At 61.7% G+C, this 19,198-nt stretch carries 25 protein-coding genes; 10 read left to right on the plus strand and 15 right to left on the minus strand.

Going from position 1 to position 19,198, the window contains the following annotated elements; genetic code table 11:
- Positions 1-60: 60 nt before the first annotated feature.
- Positions 61-225, plus strand: a complete 165-nt coding sequence (locus tag C4Q26_RS27940) for a hypothetical protein (protein ID WP_158664907.1) — start codon at positions 61-63, stop codon at positions 223-225.
- Positions 226-233: 8 nt separating this feature from the next.
- Positions 234-977, plus strand: coding sequence for a hypothetical protein (locus C4Q26_RS22740; RefSeq protein ID WP_177429845.1), 744 nt, complete (start codon positions 234-236; stop codon positions 975-977).
- 209 nt (positions 978-1,186) lie between these two features.
- On the opposite strand, the gene C4Q26_RS22745 is transcribed toward C4Q26_RS22740, so the two are convergent.
- Positions 1,187-2,043, minus strand: a protein-coding gene (locus tag C4Q26_RS22745; RefSeq protein ID WP_177429846.1) for an IS5 family transposase whose coding sequence is annotated in 2 segments (ribosomal slippage) — positions 1,187-1,695 and positions 1,695-2,043 — 858 coding nt in all. Because the reading frame shifts where the segments join, the coding sequence is not laid out codon by codon here.
- Between the two features lie 1,495 nt (positions 2,044-3,538).
- Here C4Q26_RS22745 and C4Q26_RS22755 point away from each other — a divergent pair.
- Together C4Q26_RS22755 and C4Q26_RS22760 are read left to right on the plus strand one after the other, a co-directional pair.
- Positions 3,539-3,814 carry a DUF2790 domain-containing protein gene (locus C4Q26_RS22755; protein WP_023381031.1) on the plus strand — a complete coding sequence of 92 codons (276 nt, stop codon included), beginning with the start codon at positions 3,539-3,541 and terminating at the stop codon, positions 3,812-3,814.
- The gene (locus C4Q26_RS22760; RefSeq protein WP_027906759.1) at positions 3,804-4,340 is read left to right on the plus strand and encodes a thioredoxin family protein; all 537 of its coding nucleotides are present in this window, start codon (positions 3,804-3,806) and stop codon (positions 4,338-4,340) included. Before C4Q26_RS22755 ends, C4Q26_RS22760 begins: the two co-directional genes overlap by 11 nt.
- An 89-nt stretch (positions 4,341-4,429) precedes the next feature.
- On the opposite strand, the gene C4Q26_RS22765 is transcribed toward C4Q26_RS22760, so the two are convergent.
- From C4Q26_RS22765 to C4Q26_RS22775, 3 genes are all read right to left on the minus strand, one after another.
- Positions 4,430-5,278 carry a shikimate dehydrogenase gene (locus C4Q26_RS22765; protein WP_023381029.1) on the minus strand — a complete coding sequence of 283 codons (849 nt, stop codon included), beginning with the start codon at positions 5,276-5,278 and terminating at the stop codon, positions 4,430-4,432.
- Positions 5,275-5,724: a type II 3-dehydroquinate dehydratase gene (gene aroQ, locus C4Q26_RS22770; protein ID WP_023381028.1), complete on the minus strand. Its 450-nt coding sequence runs from the start codon at positions 5,722-5,724 to the stop codon at positions 5,275-5,277. Before aroQ ends, C4Q26_RS22765 begins: the two co-directional genes overlap by 4 nt.
- A 135-nt stretch (positions 5,725-5,859) precedes the next feature.
- Positions 5,860-7,425 (minus strand): winged helix-turn-helix domain-containing protein, encoded by a 1,566-nt coding sequence (locus C4Q26_RS22775; protein WP_023381027.1) that lies wholly within the window; start codon positions 7,423-7,425, stop codon positions 5,860-5,862.
- Between the two features lie 242 nt (positions 7,426-7,667).
- Between C4Q26_RS22775 and C4Q26_RS22780 the strand changes: the two genes are divergently transcribed.
- Together C4Q26_RS22780 and C4Q26_RS22785 are read left to right on the plus strand one after the other, a co-directional pair.
- Entirely contained in the window at positions 7,668-8,411 is a 744-nt protein-coding gene (locus tag C4Q26_RS22780) for an SDR family oxidoreductase (RefSeq protein WP_023381026.1), read from the plus strand.
- Positions 8,412-8,448: 37 nt separating this feature from the next.
- Positions 8,449-8,862 carry a cupin domain-containing protein gene (locus C4Q26_RS22785; protein WP_023381025.1) on the plus strand — a complete coding sequence of 138 codons (414 nt, stop codon included), beginning with the start codon at positions 8,449-8,451 and terminating at the stop codon, positions 8,860-8,862.
- Between the two features lie 3 nt (positions 8,863-8,865).
- Here the strand turns inward: C4Q26_RS22785 and C4Q26_RS22790 are convergent, their stop codons facing one another.
- On the minus strand, positions 8,866-9,369 hold the full coding sequence (locus C4Q26_RS22790) for a CinA family protein (RefSeq protein ID WP_104881616.1): 504 nt from the start codon (positions 9,367-9,369) through the stop codon (positions 8,866-8,868).
- Between the two features lie 193 nt (positions 9,370-9,562).
- Between C4Q26_RS22790 and C4Q26_RS22795 the strand changes: the two genes are divergently transcribed.
- Entirely contained in the window at positions 9,563-9,796 is a 234-nt protein-coding gene (locus tag C4Q26_RS22795; RefSeq protein WP_023381023.1) for a PLD nuclease N-terminal domain-containing protein, read from the plus strand.
- Between the two features lie 9 nt (positions 9,797-9,805).
- Positions 9,806-9,967, plus strand: a complete 162-nt coding sequence (locus tag C4Q26_RS28160; protein ID WP_167332792.1) for a hypothetical protein — start codon at positions 9,806-9,808, stop codon at positions 9,965-9,967.
- 54 nt (positions 9,968-10,021) lie between these two features.
- On the opposite strand, the gene C4Q26_RS22800 is transcribed toward C4Q26_RS28160, so the two are convergent.
- The 9 genes from C4Q26_RS22800 to ligD all read right to left on the minus strand — a co-directional run bounded on the left by C4Q26_RS22800 (position 10,022) and on the right by ligD (position 17,841).
- Positions 10,022-10,879 (minus strand): SDR family oxidoreductase, encoded by an 858-nt coding sequence (locus C4Q26_RS22800; RefSeq protein WP_027906757.1) that lies wholly within the window; start codon positions 10,877-10,879, stop codon positions 10,022-10,024.
- Between the two features lie 134 nt (positions 10,880-11,013).
- Positions 11,014-11,427 (minus strand): low affinity iron permease family protein, encoded by a 414-nt coding sequence (locus C4Q26_RS22805; RefSeq protein ID WP_027906756.1) that lies wholly within the window; start codon positions 11,425-11,427, stop codon positions 11,014-11,016.
- A 134-nt stretch (positions 11,428-11,561) separates the two neighbouring features.
- Positions 11,562-11,897 carry a stress-induced protein gene (locus C4Q26_RS22810; protein WP_104881617.1) on the minus strand — a complete coding sequence of 112 codons (336 nt, stop codon included), beginning with the start codon at positions 11,895-11,897 and terminating at the stop codon, positions 11,562-11,564.
- Positions 11,898-12,070: 173 nt separating this feature from the next.
- A complete protein-coding gene (locus C4Q26_RS22815) occupies positions 12,071-12,730 on the minus strand; it encodes a glycosyltransferase family 2 protein (protein ID WP_023381019.1) in 660 nt (219 codons plus the stop codon).
- Positions 12,727-13,326 (minus strand): bifunctional 2-polyprenyl-6-hydroxyphenol methylase/3-demethylubiquinol 3-O-methyltransferase UbiG, encoded by a 600-nt coding sequence (locus tag C4Q26_RS22820; RefSeq protein WP_104883584.1) that lies wholly within the window; start codon positions 13,324-13,326, stop codon positions 12,727-12,729. The genes C4Q26_RS22815 and C4Q26_RS22820 overlap by 4 nt, the downstream gene beginning before the upstream one ends.
- A gap of 9 nt (positions 13,327-13,335) precedes the next feature.
- Positions 13,336-14,091, minus strand: a complete 756-nt coding sequence (locus C4Q26_RS22825; protein WP_023381017.1) for a PIG-L deacetylase family protein — start codon at positions 14,089-14,091, stop codon at positions 13,336-13,338.
- Positions 14,088-15,128 (minus strand): acyl-CoA dehydrogenase, encoded by a 1,041-nt coding sequence (locus C4Q26_RS22830; RefSeq protein ID WP_023381016.1) that lies wholly within the window; start codon positions 15,126-15,128, stop codon positions 14,088-14,090. The genes C4Q26_RS22825 and C4Q26_RS22830 overlap by 4 nt, the downstream gene beginning before the upstream one ends.
- Positions 15,125-15,373, minus strand: a complete 249-nt coding sequence (locus C4Q26_RS22835) for a hypothetical protein (protein WP_023381015.1) — start codon at positions 15,371-15,373, stop codon at positions 15,125-15,127. Before C4Q26_RS22835 ends, C4Q26_RS22830 begins: the two co-directional genes overlap by 4 nt.
- Positions 15,373-17,841, minus strand: coding sequence for a DNA ligase D (gene ligD, locus C4Q26_RS22840; protein WP_104883585.1), 2,469 nt, complete (start codon positions 17,839-17,841; stop codon positions 15,373-15,375). The genes C4Q26_RS22835 and ligD overlap by 1 nt, the downstream gene beginning before the upstream one ends.
- A gap of 153 nt (positions 17,842-17,994) precedes the next feature.
- On the opposite strand from ligD, the gene C4Q26_RS22845 reads away from it, so the two are divergent.
- Positions 17,995-18,456 carry a phosphotransferase system, HPr-related protein gene (locus C4Q26_RS22845; protein WP_104883586.1) on the plus strand — a complete coding sequence of 154 codons (462 nt, stop codon included), beginning with the start codon at positions 17,995-17,997 and terminating at the stop codon, positions 18,454-18,456.
- The gene (locus tag C4Q26_RS22850; RefSeq protein ID WP_023381012.1) at positions 18,456-18,686 is read left to right on the plus strand and encodes a metallothionein; all 231 of its coding nucleotides are present in this window, start codon (positions 18,456-18,458) and stop codon (positions 18,684-18,686) included. The genes C4Q26_RS22845 and C4Q26_RS22850 overlap by 1 nt, the downstream gene beginning before the upstream one ends.
- A gap of 49 nt (positions 18,687-18,735) precedes the next feature.
- On the opposite strand, the gene C4Q26_RS22855 is transcribed toward C4Q26_RS22850, so the two are convergent.
- Positions 18,736-19,164 carry a hypothetical protein gene (locus C4Q26_RS22855; RefSeq protein ID WP_023381011.1) on the minus strand — a complete coding sequence of 143 codons (429 nt, stop codon included), beginning with the start codon at positions 19,162-19,164 and terminating at the stop codon, positions 18,736-18,738.
- Positions 19,165-19,198: the final 34 nt, after the last annotated feature.

Genomic DNA, 19,198 nt, shown 5'->3' on the forward strand with positions numbered 1-19,198 from the left:
TGCCGCGTGGAGCTTACGTTGCATTCGAATAAAATTTATGAGTTTGTTGAAGGTGTGTAAATGGATATTGTAGAAGAAAAACGTACAGAACAGAACAACATTGAAAACGTAGCTCCCACAGATTCTGAAAGAGATAACAGGGGCGAATCTTCAATTTCCGAAAATGAGTTAAGCGACAAAGAGAGAGAGCAGTCGCAAAAACAAAAAAACCTTACTCTTATATAATTGGAGCTATGGATAATGACGACCAAGAAGTAATTAAAATCTATTCAAAAGCGTTGAGCTGCGTTGTGTACAGAACGGATCGCGCGATAAGAATTGATATCGATGATGAGCACAAAGACGCCAAAGTCATTGGACAAAGACACTATGAGCTAAGTGTAAACCTAGCTCGAATATATTCATGGCTCCCAGAGAATTTGTCTGAATCAGAATCTATCAATAGGCTTGTTGCACGCGCGATAACTGCAAACGCCGCCGGCTTCCCTGAAGACGCTAAAAAAATCCTAGATCAAGCGGAAGACCGGCTTGTAAAGTTAAAAACCATTCAAGGGCGCCTTCAATACACGCTGAGTGCGCTAACTCTTGTATTTTTCGTTTTTCTTATATCTTTATGTAATGGCCTATCGAGCGCCCCGATATTATTTAATATAATTTTGCTCGGGAGTCTTGGTGGCGTTCTTTCAATCGCTCTAGGGTTTTCTTCTCTTGAGATAGATCTCGACGCAAGTAAAATGGTCAACTGCCTAATTGGCTGCTCTAGGATTTTAATTGCAATCGCAGCTTCCGTTTTCTCTTACTTTGCAATACGGGCAGATGTTGCCTTTTCATTTGTATCCAAAGCTCCAGATGACTCAGGGTTTTATATGATCGCCATGGTGGCTGGTTTTGCAGAGATGTTGGTACCCAATATTATGAGTAACTTAGTAAAGGAAGGCGGAGAAAAGCAGCGAAGCAAAACCGAGCATGCGCAATAGGCACCATTTCTGGTTTTGGGGCGTACTCATATAAAGTCACACTCTCTAGTAATCACTTTCAAACGACCGCTGTAGGTTGTTAGCAGGCTAGTTCGAAAGTCTACTCTTGGCCGGTAGTTTCCTTCCGCGAATGGCCGCTATGGGTCGAATGCAGCCGGTCGTGGGTGACCGCTTTCGACCCCAAGCGGACATCAGTGATGCCTATGGCCCTAGGCTCTGTCTGAAAAAAGCCGTCGCATACACCGCATGACACAAGCCAGCGAGACCATTGCGGCATAACTTTTTGCGAGCTTGTCGAAGCGCGTGACGATTCGGCGGTTCTCTTTTAGCCAGCCGAACATGCGTTCGATGATGTTGCGCTGTCGATATTTTGGGCGGTCAAACAGTCTTGGCAAGCCGGGTTTGGGCTTGCGTTTCATTGAGCGCAGCGGAATGACCGGCTGCATCCGATATCGATCGCAGTAACGGCGCAAGGCCTCGGCGTCGTAGCCTTTGTCAGCCAGCAACCATTTGCATCGTTTGCGTGGACGACCACGCTGGTTTGTCGGGATGCTGACATCATCAAGTAACGGCTGGGCATAGCTGATGTCGCTGGCTTGGCCGCCAGAGAGAAGGAAGCGCAACGGTATCCCGTTGGCATCGCAGAGCATATGAATTTGGGTTGTCAGTCCGCCGCGACTGCGGCCTAGAGCGTGATCGGTAGGCTCGTCAGGCCCCCTTTTTTCCGCGCTCCAGATGAAGCACGGGTTGCTCGAACAGCGGTCGAATCGATCATCCAGGTGTGGGGATCGATCAAGCCTTTGTCATTGAGTCTGAGGTGCAATCGTCTGAGCATCTGATCGAATGTTCCGCGGTTTCGCCAGACCCGGAAGCGGTGATAGACCGTCGCCCAAGACCCGAAGCGCTCGGGCATATCTCGCCAGGCTGCTCCTGAGCACAGCACCCAGAGCACACCATCGAGCATCAAGCGATCACTGCTGCGGGGCCTGCCCCTGACGTGGGCTGCCGTAAAGAGATCGGCGACCACTGCCCACGCTTCATTCGAGAGTTCATAACGCTTTGCCATCACAGAATTCCTTTCCGCAGATGGCCGGCGACTGTACAGAACCCCGGCTGTTCCGGGGCCACATTTCAGTTTCTTGGGATTTCAGACAGAGCCTAATGCGCGATATCCCAGACGCTACAAATTGCGACGTCAGTAGGCCGAGCGTAGGGCTTGCGCAGGGAGGTGACGGGCATGGATGCCCGTCAAGCGCTGCGGCCCAGGAGGGGCCGTTCAGCGCGGTCCTCCCGGGAGCAAGCCCGTAGCGAGGGAACCCCGAAGCGAAGCGTAGGGGCCGGATGATAGGAGCCAGCGGTTTTTGCCTACTTTTGCCCAAGAGCAAAAGTAGGTCGCCGTAAAGGCGAAAAGGTGAGTGAGCGCCTCCATGGCGAATGGATATTCACGCTATCTGAATGCCGCCCTTAAATCTGTGCTTCGAAGTTTTGGTTTCTGGATGCGTGAGCTTATCCATTTGCCAAGGTGACGCTCAATCACCTTTCCGCTCTTACAGCGGGTCACTTTTTGGCAGGCGCCCCAAAAAGTAACCAAAAAAGTCTGGCTCCTATCATCCGGCCCCTGCGCTGCGCTCCGGGGTTCCCTCGCTCCGGACTTGCTCCGGGAGGACCGCGCTGAACGGCCCCTCCTGGGCCGCAGCGCTTGACGGGCATCCATGCCCGTCACCTCCCTGCGCAAGCCCTGCGCTCGGCCTCCTGAAGTCGCATTAGGTGGCGCCTGAACTACCGCGCGCTAGAAGCAAGAGCAAAGCGAAGCAAAAGAAAATTTGCCTCGCATTTATGGTTTTAATGTTGAATGTGCGGCTGGTTTAGCTGTTGTTGTTGTTGTTGTCGTTGTTGTTGTTGTTGTTGTTGTTGTTGTTGTTCGGATTTGGTATTTCATGCTCCGCTTTTGCTTTTAATGCGCGATATCCCAGACGCTGCAAATTGCGACGTCAGTAGGCCGAGCGTAGGGCTTGCGTAGGGAGGTGACGGGCATGGATGCCCGTCAAGCGCTGCGGCCCAGGAGGGGCCGTTCAGCGCGGTCCTCCCGGGAGCAAGCCCGTAGGCTCTGTACGAAAAGCCTTGATACTCGGTGATGCTGCGTTGAAAACAGCCTCGGAATGCTCATTTACAACCCGTAAACTCCGCTTCCTCGGCTGTTTTCGCCTTGCCTGACCTTCGTCTCAAGACGTTTCACACAGAGCCTAGGCATCGAAGTCGATGACGCATTGGAGATGGCAGAGCAGACGAGGGTCTTTCTCAAAATGCATACGTGACGTCCTGATGCCATTGTATCCGTTTGTACAAGATTGGCGCCCATCTCGGGTGCTGGATTATTCCTTAACATCATGTATTTAAAGGGTTTTATCTGATTTTTCAATGCGTCACTGTACCGGACTCAGATACAGGAAGAGGCATATAGCAACGTGCAACGACACATCCAGGATACCTGGCAGCGGTGAAATGGCTCTCGACCGGGGAGCAACACTCCCCACACCTGAACGTTGCACAGGAGAGATGCCATGAACTTCAAGACCTTCGCCAGCGCCAGCCTGTTCGCCGTGCTGAGCCTCGGCACTATCGCCGCCCAGGCCGCCACGGCACCGATGAGCGATGCCGGTGTCATGCAGTACCGCTACGGCGACACGCTCGATATCAAGAAAGTGCTGTCGGTACAGGACGACCAGGGCAATGCCTGCGGCCTGGTGAACACCCGCATGGACTACCTCGATTCGAAAGGTCAGCACCAGAGCGTGCAGTACCGTACGTACGCTACCGGCGGTTGCCATGAGAATTGATCGGCGCCACTGGCTGAAGATAGGCGGTGTGGCCCTGGCCTTGGTAGGCCTGGGCCTAGCCGCGAAGCCCTGGACCCATGACGATCTTGGGGCCATGCCGTCGCTGGCCGGTGCCAACCAGTGGCTCAACTCGCCACCGCTGGACGCCTCGGCGCTCAAGGGCAAGGTGGTGCTAGTGGATTTCTGGACCTGGGACTGCATCAACTGCCAGCGCAGCTTGCCGCATGTGAACGAATGGGCGCGCCAGTACGCCGACCAGGGGCTGGTCGTGGTGGGCGTACATACCCCGGAATACGACTACGAGCATGATGTGGGGACGCTCAAGTCGAAGGTTGCCAGCCTTGGTATCGAGTATCCGGTTGCGGTGGATAACGACTACAAGGTCTGGAATGCCTGGGGCAATCAGTTCTGGCCCGCCCATTATTTCGTCGATCGCAAGGGGCAGGTGCGGCATGTGCACTTTGGCGAGGGTGATTATGACGGTCAGGCGCGGGTGATCAGGGCGTTGCTGGATGAGAAGGGCTGATGGCAATGTGTCGGCTTTCATCGCCGGCAGCCGGCACCTACCGGGTTGGTGCGGGTGCCGGCTTGCCGACGATGAAGGGGGCGGCCGATTCAGCTGAAGCTGGCGAAATGCGCTTGCATCCGTCCCGCATCGGCCTGTCGCCCGGTGAACAGCTCAAAGGCCTTCACCGCCTGGAACACGGCCATGTTGCTGCCATCGAGCGTACGGCAGCCCAGCGCCCGTGCTGCGCGCAGCAGTTCGGTCTCCAGCGGGAAGTAAATGATTTCCGCCACCCACAGCCGCTCATGCAGTAGCTCTACAGGCAGTGGGGTGCCTGGCAACTTGGCCATGCCCACGGGCGTGGTATTCACCAGGCCATCGGCCTCGGCCAGCGCGCTAGCCAAGTCAGTACCTACCACCGCACGGCCCGCGCCGAAGTGCGCGTTGAGGTTGTCCACCAGCGCTTGTGCGCGGGCAGCATCGACCTCGAACAGCACCAGTCGCTCGACCCCTTCACCCAGCAGGGCATGGGCCACCGCCGATCCTGCACCACCGGCACCCATCTGCACCACCTGGCGTCGTGAGACGTCGGGCAACCCACGGCGCAGACCTTCGGCGAAGCCCAGGCAGTCGGTGTTGTGTCCCACCCGCTTGCCGTCCTTGAGCACCACGGTATTGACCGCGCCGATGCCGCGCGCTTCATCCGACAGCTCATCGAGCAGTGGCAGAATCGCCTGCTTGAACGGGTAGGTGATATTGAGGCCGGTGAAGCCTGTGAGTTGCGCCGCCTCAAGCAATTGCGCCAGCGCACTGTCCTGGACGTCCAGCTGGTCGGCGTCGATCAGGCGATACAGGTAACGCAGGGCTTGGGCATCACCTTCGTGCTCGTGCAGGGCAGGGGTGCGCGACAGTTGAATACCACGGCCGATCAGTCCGGCAAGGATGGCTTGCTGATTCATGCTGCCTGCTCCTGCAACAGTTCCGCGAAGTGACTCAGGGCCAGGCGATAGCCCTGGCTGCCAAGGCCACAGATCACACCGACGGCGATGGACGAGACGAATGAAATATGGCGGAACGGTTCGCGCTTGTGGACATTCGACAGGTGCACCTCGATTACCGGCAATTCGCTGGCGACCAAGGCGTCGCGGATAGCCACCGAGGTGTGGGTCCAGGCGCCTGGATTGATCAGAATGCCGTTGCAGCGGCCACGGGCGGCATGAATCCAGTCGATCAGCTCACCTTCATGGTTGGTTTGGCGAAACTCCAGGTCCAGGCCCAGTTCCTGGGCGCTGTCAGCACAACCCTGGGCGAGGTCGGCGAGGGTTTCACGACCGTATTGGGCAGGTTCACGGGTGCCCAGCATGTTCAGGTTGGGGCCGTTGAGTACCAGGATGAGGGGCTTCATAGCAGCATCACTTTGTTGTTTTTGGATGTGCTTATGTTTGTACCAGGTGGTTAATTACGTCAATTCGAAGCGCTGCCCCGCGTGGAAAAGTGTGCGATTATCGAACCCCAAACGCGCGATGCCCTGATCGGGCGATCATTCTGGCAGCCCGGCGAGCCTCAGGCCCTCGGCAAACAGTGCCAAGTCCTCGTCGCGATGAATTGGCATCCACTGGCGCAACGCCGAAACCCGCAACCCAGGGTCCTGTTCGCGTAAGCGCAGCATGGCTTTGTACGCGCTGTCCATGCGCCCGCTGAGCGCATGGCTGGCGGCCAGCAGGGCCACCGCCGCAAGCAGGCTGGGCAGATTCCCCAGTGCCTTCTCCGCCCACTCCACCGCCTCGTCAAAGCGCCCAGCAAAGAAATGCGCCAACGACATGCCCACCTCCATGCGGAACATTTCGGGGTCCAGCGGGCTCAGCCGTGCCGCGTGGTTGAGGTTGTCGATGGCGGTCTGCGTCTCACCCCGCAGTACCCGCAGCATCCCGCCCAGGAACCAGGCAGGCGCCAGGTTGGGATTGAGCAGGCGCGCCCGATCGAGCAGGGCGATGCCACCGTCCAGGTCACCTGCCAGGTGCCCGAGGGCATGCCCACCGCGGGTGAGCGCCACGGCATCGTCGCGGCCAAGCTCCACGGCCAGGCGTGCCAGGCGCGCACCCTCGGCGATTTCCTGGGTACGATCACCCATCCAGCCGTTGAGCTTGCGCCAGAAGTAGCACCAGGCTGCCATGCCATAGGCCGAGGCGAAATCAGGGTCCCGTTCGATGGCCTGGTAGAACAAGGGCAGCGCCTGGTCGACGGCCTCGCGGGTGCCGTTGTGCAGCTTCGCCGTGCCGCGAAGGTAGTAATCGTAGGCGCACAGGCTGTCGGTCGGCTTGCGTTTGGCACGCTCGATCTCGGCCCGTTCCAGCTGTGGGGCGATAGCGCCCACCACGCTTTCAGCCATCTGGTCCTGCAGCTCGAACAGGTCGTCTAGCCGTCCCTCGAAACGCTCGGCCCACAGGTGCTCGCCGGTGGTGGCGTCGATCAGCTGGCCCGTGATGCGCAGCCGTTTGTCAGCCTTGCGCACGCTGCCTTCGAGGACGTAGCGCACGCCCAGGGCCTGGCCGACCTGTTGCACGTCGACACGCTGGCCCTTGAAGGTGAAGCTTGAGTTGCGGGCGATGACGAACAGCCAGCGGATGCGCGACAGGGCGGCGATGATGTCCTCGACCATGCCATCGGCGAAGTAGTCCTGTTCGGGGTCGCCGCTGAGGTTCTGGAACGGCAGCACCGTGATCGAGGGTTTCTCGGGGAGGCTGGGCCCGACAGGGGCGCTCACAGGCCCGGTGGGAACAGGCGCTTCGGTGCTGCAGGCTTCGCGGACCCGGGCCACGAAGCGGTAGCCCTTGCGCGGCACGGTGCGCAGCAGACGTTGTTCCTCACCGGTATCGCCGATGGCTTTGCGCACGGCATTGATATGGCTGGTGATGGTCGACTCGGAGACGATCTTGCCGTTCCACACGCGGGCCAGCAATTCATCGCGGCCCAGCACCCGGTCGCGGTGGCTGACCAGTTGCAGCAGCAGGTCGAACACCTGCGGGCCGATGGTCACGGCCTGTCCGCGCTGGGTCAGCTCCCGACGCTGCTCGTCGAGCACATAGTCGTCAAACTCGAATGGCACGTGATGTCCTCGCGCGCGCCCTAGGCTCGGTGTCCGAGGCGACTGTTCATGGGGGTTGTTCGATGATACGGCAGCGCATCGCCGGCTGCACATGCTTGGGCGCGGTTTGAACGGTTTGGACGCAAATTCAAGCGTGCCTGGAGGAAAATCCAGCCTGCCAGCAAGGCTTTTGCCGCGGCGACGGCACACACTGCATGCCTGACGACGGCAAAGGTTGCAGTCGAGCACGCGGAGAGAGCGCCATGAAAATCGTGGTCATCGGAGGCACCGGTCTCATTGGTTCCAAGCTTGTCAACGGCCTACGCGAGCGAGGCCATCAGGCCGTCGCCGCAGCACCGAGCACAGGGGTGAACAGCATCACCCGCGAGGGGCTGGCCGAAGCGATGAACGGGGCGGATGTGGTGGTGGATGTCGCCAACGCGCCGTCCTGGGAGGACCAGGCCGTACTCGCGTTCTTCGAGACGTCCACCCGTAACCTGTTGGCCGCCGAGAAGGCGGCAGGGGTCGGACACCATGTCGCGCTGTCGATCGTGGGCAGCGAGCGGTTGCCGGAAAACGGCTATTTCCGTGCCAAGGTCGCTCAAGAGGCGCTGATCGAGCAGTCTGGGGTGCCCTACACCGTGGTGCGCGCCACCCAGTTTTTCGAGTTCGTCGAAGGCATTGCCCAGTCGGGAGCGGTGGGTGAGGAGATTCGCCTGTCACCGGCACTGTTCCAACCCATGGCGGCGGACGATGTGGTTGAGGCGCTCACCGACGTCGCGCTGGCGGCGCCAGCCAATGGCACGCTGGAGATCGCCGGTCCCCAAGCCACTCCGCTGGATGAGTTGGTACGCCGTTTCCTGCGGCTCAAAGGCGATGCGCGCAAGGTGGTGGCGGACGTCCACGCACGCTACTTCGGCGCCGAACTCGATGACAAGTCGCTGACCCCTGGCAAGGGGGCGCGGCTTGGCAAGACACGCTTTGAAGACTGGCTGGCGCGCCAGTGAACCCATGCAACCCCTACCGAACAGAAGGAGCTTCGCCATGTTCAGTCGCACTCTCCTGGTCGCCGCGTTCACCGCGCTGACCCTCACCCCGGTACTGGCCGCCGAACGGCCGGTCAGTAAAGTCACCGTGGTCTTTGACCACCCACTGCCGAACGTGCCGGGCAAGAGCATGCGCGGGGTGATCGTCGATTATGCCCCGGGCGCCGCGTCCCCTGCCCACCGACACCCGAAATCCGCGTTCATCTATGCAACGGTGCTCGAAGGTGAAGTACGCAGCAGTGTGAATGGTGAACCAGCCAAGGTCTACAAACCCGGTGAAAACTGGTACGAGGCGCCAGGGGCGTTTCATGGTGTCAGCGCCAACGCCAGCGACAGCAAGCCCGCCAAGCTGATGGCCGTGTTTGTGCTCGACAGCAGCGAGACAGTGTTGGTGACGCCGAGCGAGAAGTAAGCCTCAGGCGCGCTCGCCGCGAAGCCAGCGCTGGTGGTAGTGCGCGAGCCGGGTCAGCCCGAATAGCGCGCCTTGCTGCATGACCTCGGAGCGATCTCCGAAGAACCGCTGGGTTCGTGTGAAAACAGCCACGGGTTCCCCGGCGAATGCCCAGGCAAAGCACAGGGTGCCTGGCGCAACACCGTCCTGTGGCTCGGGCCCGGCCACGCCAGTGGTGGCGATGACCACATTGGCGTCGCTGTCGCGCAGGGCGCCCAGGGCCATTTCCCATGCCACTGCCTCACTGGTGAGGCCGTATCGTTCGATGGTCCTGGGGGCGACGCCGAGCAAGCGTTTCTTGGCAGTCGGGGAATAGACCACATACCCGCTTTCGAGTACTTCTCCGGTGCCGGGCACTGCCGCTAACAAGGCCACCATGCAACCCGCCGTGCAGGACTCAGCTGTGGTCAGGATCAACCGATGATCCTTGAGATAGCCGAGCGTGGCCAATACAGGTTCGGTTTCCATCAGGGGATCGACTCGTCTGTTGTTGTGCGGTGGACGCCATCCAGGGCTATTTGGTTCAGCGTTCGTTGGCCCCGATCATCCCTTGCATACGGATCGGCCTGAACTTGTTGCCACTGGCGGCTTCCTCTGTGTAATAGGCAGCAATCGCTGCGCAGCGATGCGGCCAGTTGCGCACAAAGAAGGAGAGCGCGCCATGAATGCCCCTGTGACTTATTTCTGGATTGCCGTCGCCGTGATCATCCTGCTGGTCGACCTCTGGGCAATCGTGAGTGTTTTTCGTAGCGACAAGTCAGATACGACCAAGGTGGTGTGGTCCTTGATTCTCGTGGCGCTGCCGATAGTCGGGCTCGCCCTCTGGGGCGTGGCCGGGCCGCGCGGAATCAAGCGCGGCACCGGACCAACGTCCCCCGAACACAGCAAGGGATAGGAGTGCAGCATGAGCAAGGCAGACCCGTCGCAAAACACTGACACCCAGCAAAACCCCAAAGGCGAGCAGGAGAGGGATAACGACGCACTACGTCCAGACGGCTCGACGGGCACCTCCCACGACTCCACCGCTCAGAAAGCCGCGCGTGGACAGGGTCGACCCAAACGCTGAAATGGGCCCTGTGGTTGGGTGGCAAGGCTCGCCGCAAAGGCGAGCCTGCGTTTCTCACAGGATCGGTTTACCCCCGGTGACAGCATAGCGCGACCCGCTGATGTAGCTGGCTTCATCCGAGCCAAGCAGCACGTAGATTGGTGCGACCTCGACAGGCTGACCTGGCCGCCCCATGGGATAGCCAGAACCGAAGTTCCTGACAGCTTCGTCCGGCATTGTGGCCGGGATCAGGGGCGTCCATATCGGGCCTGGGGCTACGCTGTTGACGCGAATCCCACGCTTGGCGAGCAGCTGCGCCAACCCAGCCGTGAAGTTGGCAATGGCACCCTTGGTGGTGGCATAGGGCAGTAGTTTTGGCGAGGGGTCGTCGGAGTTGACCGAGCTGGTATTGATGATCGAGCTGCCCTCGGGCATGGAAGGCAAGGCCGCCTGGCAAATTCGGAAGATGGCGGTGATGTTGGTGTCGAAGGTCTTCACCCACTCGTCATCGTCGATTTCTTCGAAGGTCTCGTGGGACATCTGGAACGCCGCGTTATTGACCAAGATATCGATTCGACCGAACTGCTTGACGGTCTTCTCGACGATGTCACGGCAAGTTTGCTTTTGGGACAGGTCTCCCGGCAGCAGGAGACATTGTCGACCGGCGTTCTCCACCCAGCGCGCGGTTTCCTTGGCGTCTTCGTGTTCGTCGAGATACGCGAGGGCAACGTCGGCGCCTTCGCGGGCATAGGCGATGGCCACAGCCCGGCCAATACCGCTATCGGCTCCGGTGATCAACGCCACCTTCCCGCTCAGTCTATCGTGACCGGTATAGGACTGCTCGCCACAGTCGGGATACGGGTCCATTTTTCGTTGCGAACCTGGCACGTTTTGCGGTTGGGAGGGAAAGGGGGGAGTAGGGTAGGGGTGCATGGTAAAAACTCCTGCGGTTGAGAAGGCTCATACCTGTTCGAAACACCGGCCCGCGGCGCGTTGGCTCCGATGTGCAGTCGACTCGACGAGTGGTACTCCCCCGGCCGCCGGCTACAGCGCGACGGCGCCTGGGATCAGCGCTGCGCGTCGTCGCCAGCTGCATCCCGGGGTGGCGCCTCAGGGCTGTCTGTTTCGTTTTCACCCTGGCAGCCCATGGCCTGGTAAGCTTCGCGCAGCTTGTGGATCTGCCGGTTGTCCAGGTCCTCGAGGTCCAGCACCGAGCGTTGAGCCGATTTCGTGGCGCGGATGAGCTCGTCGAGCTTCACATGAATGATGTCGTTGTCGCGGTTTTGGGTGTTCTGGATAAGAAAGACCATCAGGAAGGTAATGATCGTCGTCGACGTATTGACGATCAGTTGCCAGGTATCGTTGTAGTGAAACCATGGTCCGGTTGCAGCCCACAGGGCGATCAGCAATAGAGCGGTGAAGAAGGTGCTCGGTTTACCGGCATGGTGGGAAAGCCATTGGCAGAACTGCGCGAATTTCATGGTGTTGACTCCACGAGGATCTACAGAATCTGACCTCCGTGGGAGCGCTGAGTCTTATTTTTCGGACTGTGCGGCGATGGCATGTCATGCGTAGGCCCAGTGCCAAGGCGATCCTTCGCCTCGGCCTACGTGGTTTAGCGGTTGTCGTCGGTCATGCCGCTGTCTTCGTCCTGGACGGTTTGTGAGTTGTCGTCCATGTCCTGGGGACGGCGATTGTCGGATTGGGTGTCGGCCCCATGCCCACCTTTTGCGCCTTGCTGATTCGCACCGCTCGCACGCTCAAGGTCGCCACGCTGTTTGTCCTCCCACGATCCCTGGCCGCCCTGCTGCCGCTCCTCAGGCCTGCCTCCGGTCGTTTGGCCACCTTTTTGTCCTGCCTCGGACGTGCGGCCAGGGTCGTTGGCGCGGCTGCCCTGGGCGTTCTGGGAAGTACCACCTTGCTGTCCACTTTTATCTTGTTCGTTAGCCATGGTCTTGAACCTCGTTTGTTCACACAGAAAAGACTGTGTTTACGTGTGAGATCAGGCAGCAGGCGATTGCTCCACTCACTTTCGAACGAGCAGACAGGGTGCACGAAATACCCAGCGCTCAATGGGTTGCGTCGTAAAAGCCGGGGTCTTGCGCAGACCCTGGCGCGCCGTCATCACAGCTGACGTTCCAAGCGAGTAAGGTAGTCGGCGAAGCCGCCCTTCGCCCGGCCATCCCGCCGGCTGCTGGTCGCCACGCTGTGTTCTGCGGTCCAGACGATCTGCGCGCCACTGGCTTCCAGCGCCAGCACCAACTGCACATCCTCATGGGCCGGTAGCGGTTGGAAACCGCCGACGTGCTGATAGGCCTCGGTACACACGCCGAGGTTGGCTCCGTGAATATGCCGATGACCCTCCAGGGCCTGGTAGCCGCTACGGTACAGCTCGCGCAGCGCGTGACTGTGCCAGGGGTGCCAGCGCTCGATGTGCACCGTGCCGCAGACCACATCGGCATGCCATTGCAGTTGCGACACCAGCCAGTGCTCCGGAACGCGGCTGTCGGCATCGGTGAATGCCAGCCAGCGGGCGCCCCGGGCGATCATCCGCGCCGCGCCCGCTCGCCGGGCAATGCCGACATTACCGGCTTGCAGTGCAAGGGTTTGCACGCCATGGCGGTGGGCGATAAGCGCACTGGTGTCGCTGCAGCGGTCCAGCACCACCAGCACCTCGACGGCAAGTCCAGCCGCTTCAGCGCGTGCAGCCGCAGCCTTGATCGCCCTTAGGCAGCGTCCCAGGCGCCGGGCCTCGTTGTGGGCGGGTACAATGACGGCGATCATTGGCAGCGCTCTTGCAGGTCCACCACGCTGGGCTGGCATGACCAGTATTCGAGCAGAAAGTCCGCCTCTTCGTGGCGCACCAGGGGGTAGAGCGGTAGGTGACGGGCCAGCAGGGCGTGTACCTCGCGACCATCTTGCGGACAACCGGCGATAGGATGGCGCCAGTGGCAGGCGAGCAACCCCCCCTCGTTGGCAAGGCTCGCCACCGATTGTTCGATCACTTGCAGCCAGTCGGTCGGGTCTAGGTAGTAGCCGATCTCGCTCAGTACCACCAGGTCGAATGTCCCGCCTGGCCAGTCGCCCGGCAAGTGCCCCTGTTCGACCAGGGCGTGGAGTGCGCCCGTCAGGCGATGGCGAGCCAGGGATACGGCGGTGCTGTCGATGTCCTGGCACAGCAGGCTGGCGCAGCGTTCGGCCAACAGCACGCTGAGCTCGCCGTTGGCGCAGGCCGGTTCGAAGATGCGCGCGTAGCACTGGCGAGGCAGGCAGGCCATCACCAGGTCACGCTTGCGGCGCTCGTACCAGCGGGTGCGGAAGGCCCATGGGTCATCGCTGGCGGCATACAACTCGGCGAAGTACTGCGCGTCGAGGCTCATGGCGACTCCTTATAGGAAAAGCAGTTCGAAGGGTTGCAGTAGGCATGTCTGCAAAGGCGCTGGCAGCACTGGAGGACGATCGCCATCGGGCTGCAGTTGGCTGGCGTGCGCGGCCAAGGCCTCCCGCTTGCGTGCCAGGCGTGCTTCGTCCACCTGCAGGCGATGCGCCCGAGGCCAGGGCAGGCGAGGGTCGTCAGGCTCGGCCCAGTGCCAGGCCCACACCGGCGCTTCGGCCAGTTGTGCCCGGCGCGACAGGGCCGCCCGCGCACCGGCGCGGCCAGCGGCCTCATGGTCGCAGTGGCCGTCGCCGCGCCAGGTGGTCAGCAACAGGTCGTCGGGTTCCAGTAGCTGCTCCAGGTGGTTGACCAGGAAGGCTTCATCGCGCGGCAGGGCTCCGTCCTTGAGGTTGAGCCGTCGCCAGTCAAGGCGGGTGAGGTCCAGGTCCAGGTGCTGCAAGGCATGTCGACTCTCCAGCGGGCGCTGGTGACGCAAGCGGTGCTCGGTCCAGTACGCGGAATCGCGGTGGCTGCCCTCACCATTGGTGGCGGATATCAGCACCAGCTCGTTTTCGCGCCCGCGAAAGCTCGCCAGCAGTCCGCCCGCCATGAGGATTTCGTCGTCTGGATGCGGCGCCAGCAGCACCAGGCGCCGGCCAGGAGGGCACAGCTGCTCGGGCGTCAGCCAGCTCGCGCGTGCCAGGTGCGCGGAATGCTGCCATTCACTCCACGGCGTGCCGGAGGCTGCCTGAATCAAGTTTTCGCTCATAAGTGCCATGCTCCTGGCGGAAGGTGGGTCACTTGCCGGCCCAATTCGGCCAAGTCTCGTTCGGCGTGGCTTTGACGCAGGTAGACCGGGAGGTCCGCGCTGAGCCGGGCGAAGTGGCTGCTATGACAGAACGGCGTAGCGCCCAGTGCCCGGCCAACGTGGTGAATGACCTGTTCGACCGCCTGCTCGACCTGGGCGCGGGTACGGCGCACCTCGACGCTGGCGTCGGCCTGGGGGTGCCTGTCTATCCAGGCCGCGCATTCGCGAAGCGCGGCGCGGGCCCCCTGCAAGGCGGCATCGACCGCTCCCAGGTGAGCGTCGGCGTGCGGATCGGGCCGAGGCTTGCGGCACTGTTCGCGCAGGTACTCGGCCAGCGCCTCGGCCGCACCGTACCAACAGGCCGCGATGCCTGCGCCGCCGTGCCAGAAGCCCGGTCGCGACAGGTATTGACCCGGCAAGCCGACGGCCAGCCCCGGCGAGTCGTCGAATGTGACGGTGACACTGGCGGTATGGGCCATGCCCACGGCTTGCCAGTGATCGGCCTGAACCTGCTGGCTGGGGTGCGCCATCTCGATGACGACCAGCTGTGGCTGGTCGTGTGCCCAGGCGGTGATCAGCGCACGGTCGATTTGCAGCGCGCCCGAACACCAGGCCTTGCGGCCTTGCAGGCGTACCTGATCGCCAGTGCGCTGGACGATGTGGGTCCGGGCATTCGGCGGTTCGGCCGCCCAAACGCCCCAGATGCCCATTTGCGTAAGCTGCGCCGCGCCACATTCGGCAAGGATCGCCAGGGCATCGGTATGGCCTTCGTAGAGTTTCGCCAGACCTAGATCGCAAGCCGCCACCCGCGCCAGGGCTTGCCAGCGTTGCAGGGTCTTGCCTTGGCCTGGGAGCGGCAGCAAGTCCAGGTGGTCGGCCTGCAAGGCATGCAACAGCGCTGGCAGCGAGCCTGCCAGGTCGATAGGGCGCGGTCGTGCGCCGAAGCGCTGCAGCAGCCGGTCGAGATGGCCTGGGTCGAAATCCGGGTCGAGACTCATGGGCTGCTCCCTCCTTGCACATTCTTCTTCCACCCCCGCAGGTTCATGGCGCACAGACAGAACTGCAGGACGATCAATGCCCAGGCTTGCACCTGCCAGCCCCATGCCACCCAGAGCACGTTGCTGCCAATGAAGCAGCAGAATCCCATGCGTCGCCGACGGGGTTGGCGCGAGCCGATGCACCAGGCCGCTGCGAGCGTGAGCAGCATCGCCGGCCATTGCAGCAGGTCGATCAGCCCCCCCATCAAGCGAGCCCCAGTTGCTTGCGCATGCGTGCGGTGATCGACTGCCGGGTCTTGCTCATCTCGGCCCACGGGTCGTCCACCTGCGCCAGCCGTTCGTGCAGGTTGCCGATGTTCCATTGGTTGGCCCCCTTGAGCTGCGTCAATTCCTCGCGCCAGATCGGTACCGACACCGGCAGGCCTTCGCGCGCGCGCAGCGAATAGGCGGCCACGGTGGTGGCGCCTTTGCCGTTGCGCAGGTAGTCGATGAAGATCTTACCCACCCTGTTTTTGGGCCCGGACACGGCGCTGAGCCGATCCGGGAAGAGGTTCGCCATGTGTTCGACGATAGCGTGACTGAACTCCTTCACGTGCTCCCATCCGGCTCTGCGGGTCAGCGGCACGACCAGGTGCATGCCCTTGCCGCCACTGGTCTTGAGGAACGTCTTCAGGCCCAACTCATCGAGCAGGGTGAGGGTCAGCTGGGTGGCCTCGAGCATGGCTTTCCACGGCAGTGCCGGGTCAGGGTCCAGATCCAGGACGAAGCGGTCGGGGCGGTCGAAGTCCTTGTCGGTGGCGTTCCAGGTGTGAAGTTCCAGCATGTTCATCTGCACCGCTCCCAGCAGGCTGTCGGCGCGGTTGAGCACCATCGCCGCCTGGCCGGCTTCGGCCTTGCTGTAGCTGACGACATGGGGAATGTGCAACTGACCGGCGTTCTTCTGAAAGAACAATTCACCGTCAAGACCGTCCGGTGCGCGAACCAGCGCCACGGGACGGTCCTTGAGTTGTGGCAGCAGCCAGTCGGCGACCTGTGCGTAGTACTGCGCGATCTGGCGTTTGGTGGTGCCGCTGGTCGGGTCGATGACACGTTCGGGGTGGGTGAGGCGTAATTTGCCCAGCCCGTTCGGCTGAGCCGTCGTTGCGGTCTTGGCGGGCACGGCGCGCTCCAGGTCGATGGCGGTTGCAGGCTTGTCGTCGCGCAGGCCGTGGAATACCGAGTGGCGCACGATGCCGCTGCGGGTCATCTGGGCGTAGGCGACCTCGGCCAGCAGGCGCGGTTTTAGCCAGTGCACGCCGCGGGCATCGGCCCCGGTCGGCGGCTTGGGCAAGGGTGGCGTGGCGGTCTGAAGTGGTTTCAGACGGTCGCGGATGCTCGCCAGGGTGGCGGCGCTGAAACCGGTGCCTACCTTGCCGGCGTAGCGCAACTGGCCGCTGTCTTTGTCGTGCAGGGCCAGCAGCAGGGCGCCGAAGCCGTGACGGCTGCCTTTGGGATCGGTGTAGCCAACGATCACGAATTCCTGGCGCTGCTTGCACTTGAGCTTGATCCAGTCGCTGCTGCGCCGGTTCATGTAGACGCTGTCGGCACGTTTGCCGATCAGGCCTTCCAGTCCGAGCCGGCAGGCGCTGGCGAGCAGTGAGTCGACCGGTTGGTTGAAGTCCTCGGAAAACTTAAGCGTGTCCGATGTGTTGTGCTCAAGCAGTTTGGCCAGGGTTGCCCGGCGGTCTTGCACGGGCAGTTCACGCAGGTCCTTGCCGCTCAGGTACAGCAAGTCGAACAGGTAATAGGTGATGTTGTCGTCGTGTTCGGTGTCGAAGGCGTTCTGCAGGGCCTGGAAGTCGGTGCCGCCGTTCTCGTCGACCACTACCATCTCGCCATCCAGCCAAGCCGAATCGAGCCCGAGCGCCTTGAGTGCCTCGACCTGGTGCGATAGCTTGGCGCTCCAGTCGTGACCATTGCGGGTGAACAGGCGCACATCGTCTGCGTCGATGCGGGCCAGGATGCGGTAGCCATCGAACTTCACTTCATAGTGCCAGTCGCCGCTGGGAGGCGAATCGACCAGGGTGGCCAACTGGGGTTGAAGCTTGTCCGGCAGGGCGCTGGGTTTGGCCTTGCGCCTGGGCTTGGCGGGTCTGGCGTTGGTCGGGCGCCGCGGCAGCAGGGTACGGTCGCTGAGCACGCTGTCCGGCAGGGCCTCGACGATGCTGTAATCGGCTTCGCTGCGGGCCTGGTCGTCATGGGACTTGACCAGCATCCACTGCTCTTTCTTGCCGGCCAGATGGGTGCGGAACAGGTTCCAGACACCCGACAGCTTCTCGCCTTGCAGGGCAAAGCGCAGCTTGCCTTTGGCATAGGCTTCGCGCGGGTCGCCCTCGGGCTCCCAGATGCCCCGATCCCAGACGATCACGTCCCCGGCACCGTAGTGTCCCTCGGGGATGTGGCCTTCGAAATTGGCGTAGTCCAGCGGGTGATCCTCCACATGCACAGCCAGGCGCCGGACCTTGGGGTCGAGTGAGGGGCCCTTGGGGATCGCCCAGCTTTTCAAGGTGCCATCGAGTTCCAGGCGAAAGTCATAATGCAGGTGGCTGGCGTCATGCTTCTGAATGCAGTACTGCAGCCCATGGGCGGGGCGTGCGCGTGCGCGCTTGCCAGCCGGCTCGGGGGTGGCGTTGAAGTCGCGCTTGCGCTGGTACTCCTGCAGGGGCTTGGCCATGGCGGGCTCCGAAACGATTCGCGGGTCTCTAGAGTGGGAGAGGGCGCAGGAACGGGGAGTTCCAAAAAAAGCGAGGCGCGCACAGCCAGAAACTCTGAATCATTTACCCATGAGGGTAGTCGACCGAATGAAGCCCACAGACGGAGAACCCTCATGGCTACACCCGATGACCCAAGACCTCAGGTCGAAATAGACGACACCGAAGACCGTATGGGCAGTGTCCATGAACTGGATTTCAGCGAGCGCCGCGATGAGCGCAGGGGTCGCATCGGCGACGAGCGTCCGGCGCGGGAGGTGCACGAGGACTTTCCGCCCCGGCGCGTCGCCGAAAGCGGCATGACCGGTGGCGAAGCCCTCAGTGACAGCCTGCACGAGGACAATGTCACCCTCGATGACCTGAGCCCCGATACGCTGCTGGACGAAACTGGCGCCCGCGATCCCCATGAGCCGGGGACGGGGGACGGCCCGGCGGACAAGACCTTGCGTCAGGTCCAGGCCCATGAAATTGGCGGTGGCATTGGTTTGGACGAGGCTGAACTGGCGCGCTCGGCACCCTTGGACGGCGAGCCGTGGACCGATGAAGTCACACCTGAAGACGACCGGAGAGCGCCCTGATGAACGAGCAACGCTGTTCCTGCAACCCTTGTTCCTGCACCGTCGACGCCAATGCCGTGGTCCAGGATGGCAAGGCCTACTGCTGTGAAGCGTGCGCGACGGGTCACCGTAACGGTGAGCCTTGCCGCGTGGCCGAATGCAAATGTGGCGAAGCCACCCAGCCCAAGGAAAGCAGCGTCGATAACGCCCTGGATGAAACCTTCCCGGCGAGCGACCCGATCTCACCTTGAGGCGCTGCGCGGGGCAAGCCGTGTACCGGTTCGCCCCGCCCTGATCACCTCAGTGAGTCTGCCAGATACCATTGTTGCGCTCGCAGTCACTGCGCGCCTGGCCAAGGCTTGGGGTGTCGTAGTAGTAGGTGATGATCCGCGCATCCTTCGGCACCTGCGGGCGGGTCGAGGGTTCATCGCGCCCCGCGGCGTCCGGGTTGGCCAAGGTCTCCTGAGTCAGCGGCGCGATGCAACTGCCAACGCTGCCGTCGCTGCAGCGCTCGACCTTGCGCTTCTGGCTGTTGAGCATTTCCTTGCTTTCATTGCTGCAAGACCAGGCAATCGCTTCGGAAGGCATGTTGCCGAAGGTGTAGCAGGTACGTTGTTGCACCGGTTTGACCGCTTCGCTGGAAGACCGGGTGACCACCTCGCAGCCTTCGGCCAGCGCATCTCCGCTGGCCAGGGCGCCCAGCAGTGCCACACACAATAAGCATCGCATGATGTACCTCCCGGGCCAGACGGCCCATCGACGC

The organism is Pseudomonas sp. SWI44 (assembly GCF_002947915.1).
GTDB lineage: Bacteria > Pseudomonadota > Gammaproteobacteria > Pseudomonadales > Pseudomonadaceae > Aquipseudomonas > Aquipseudomonas taiwanensis.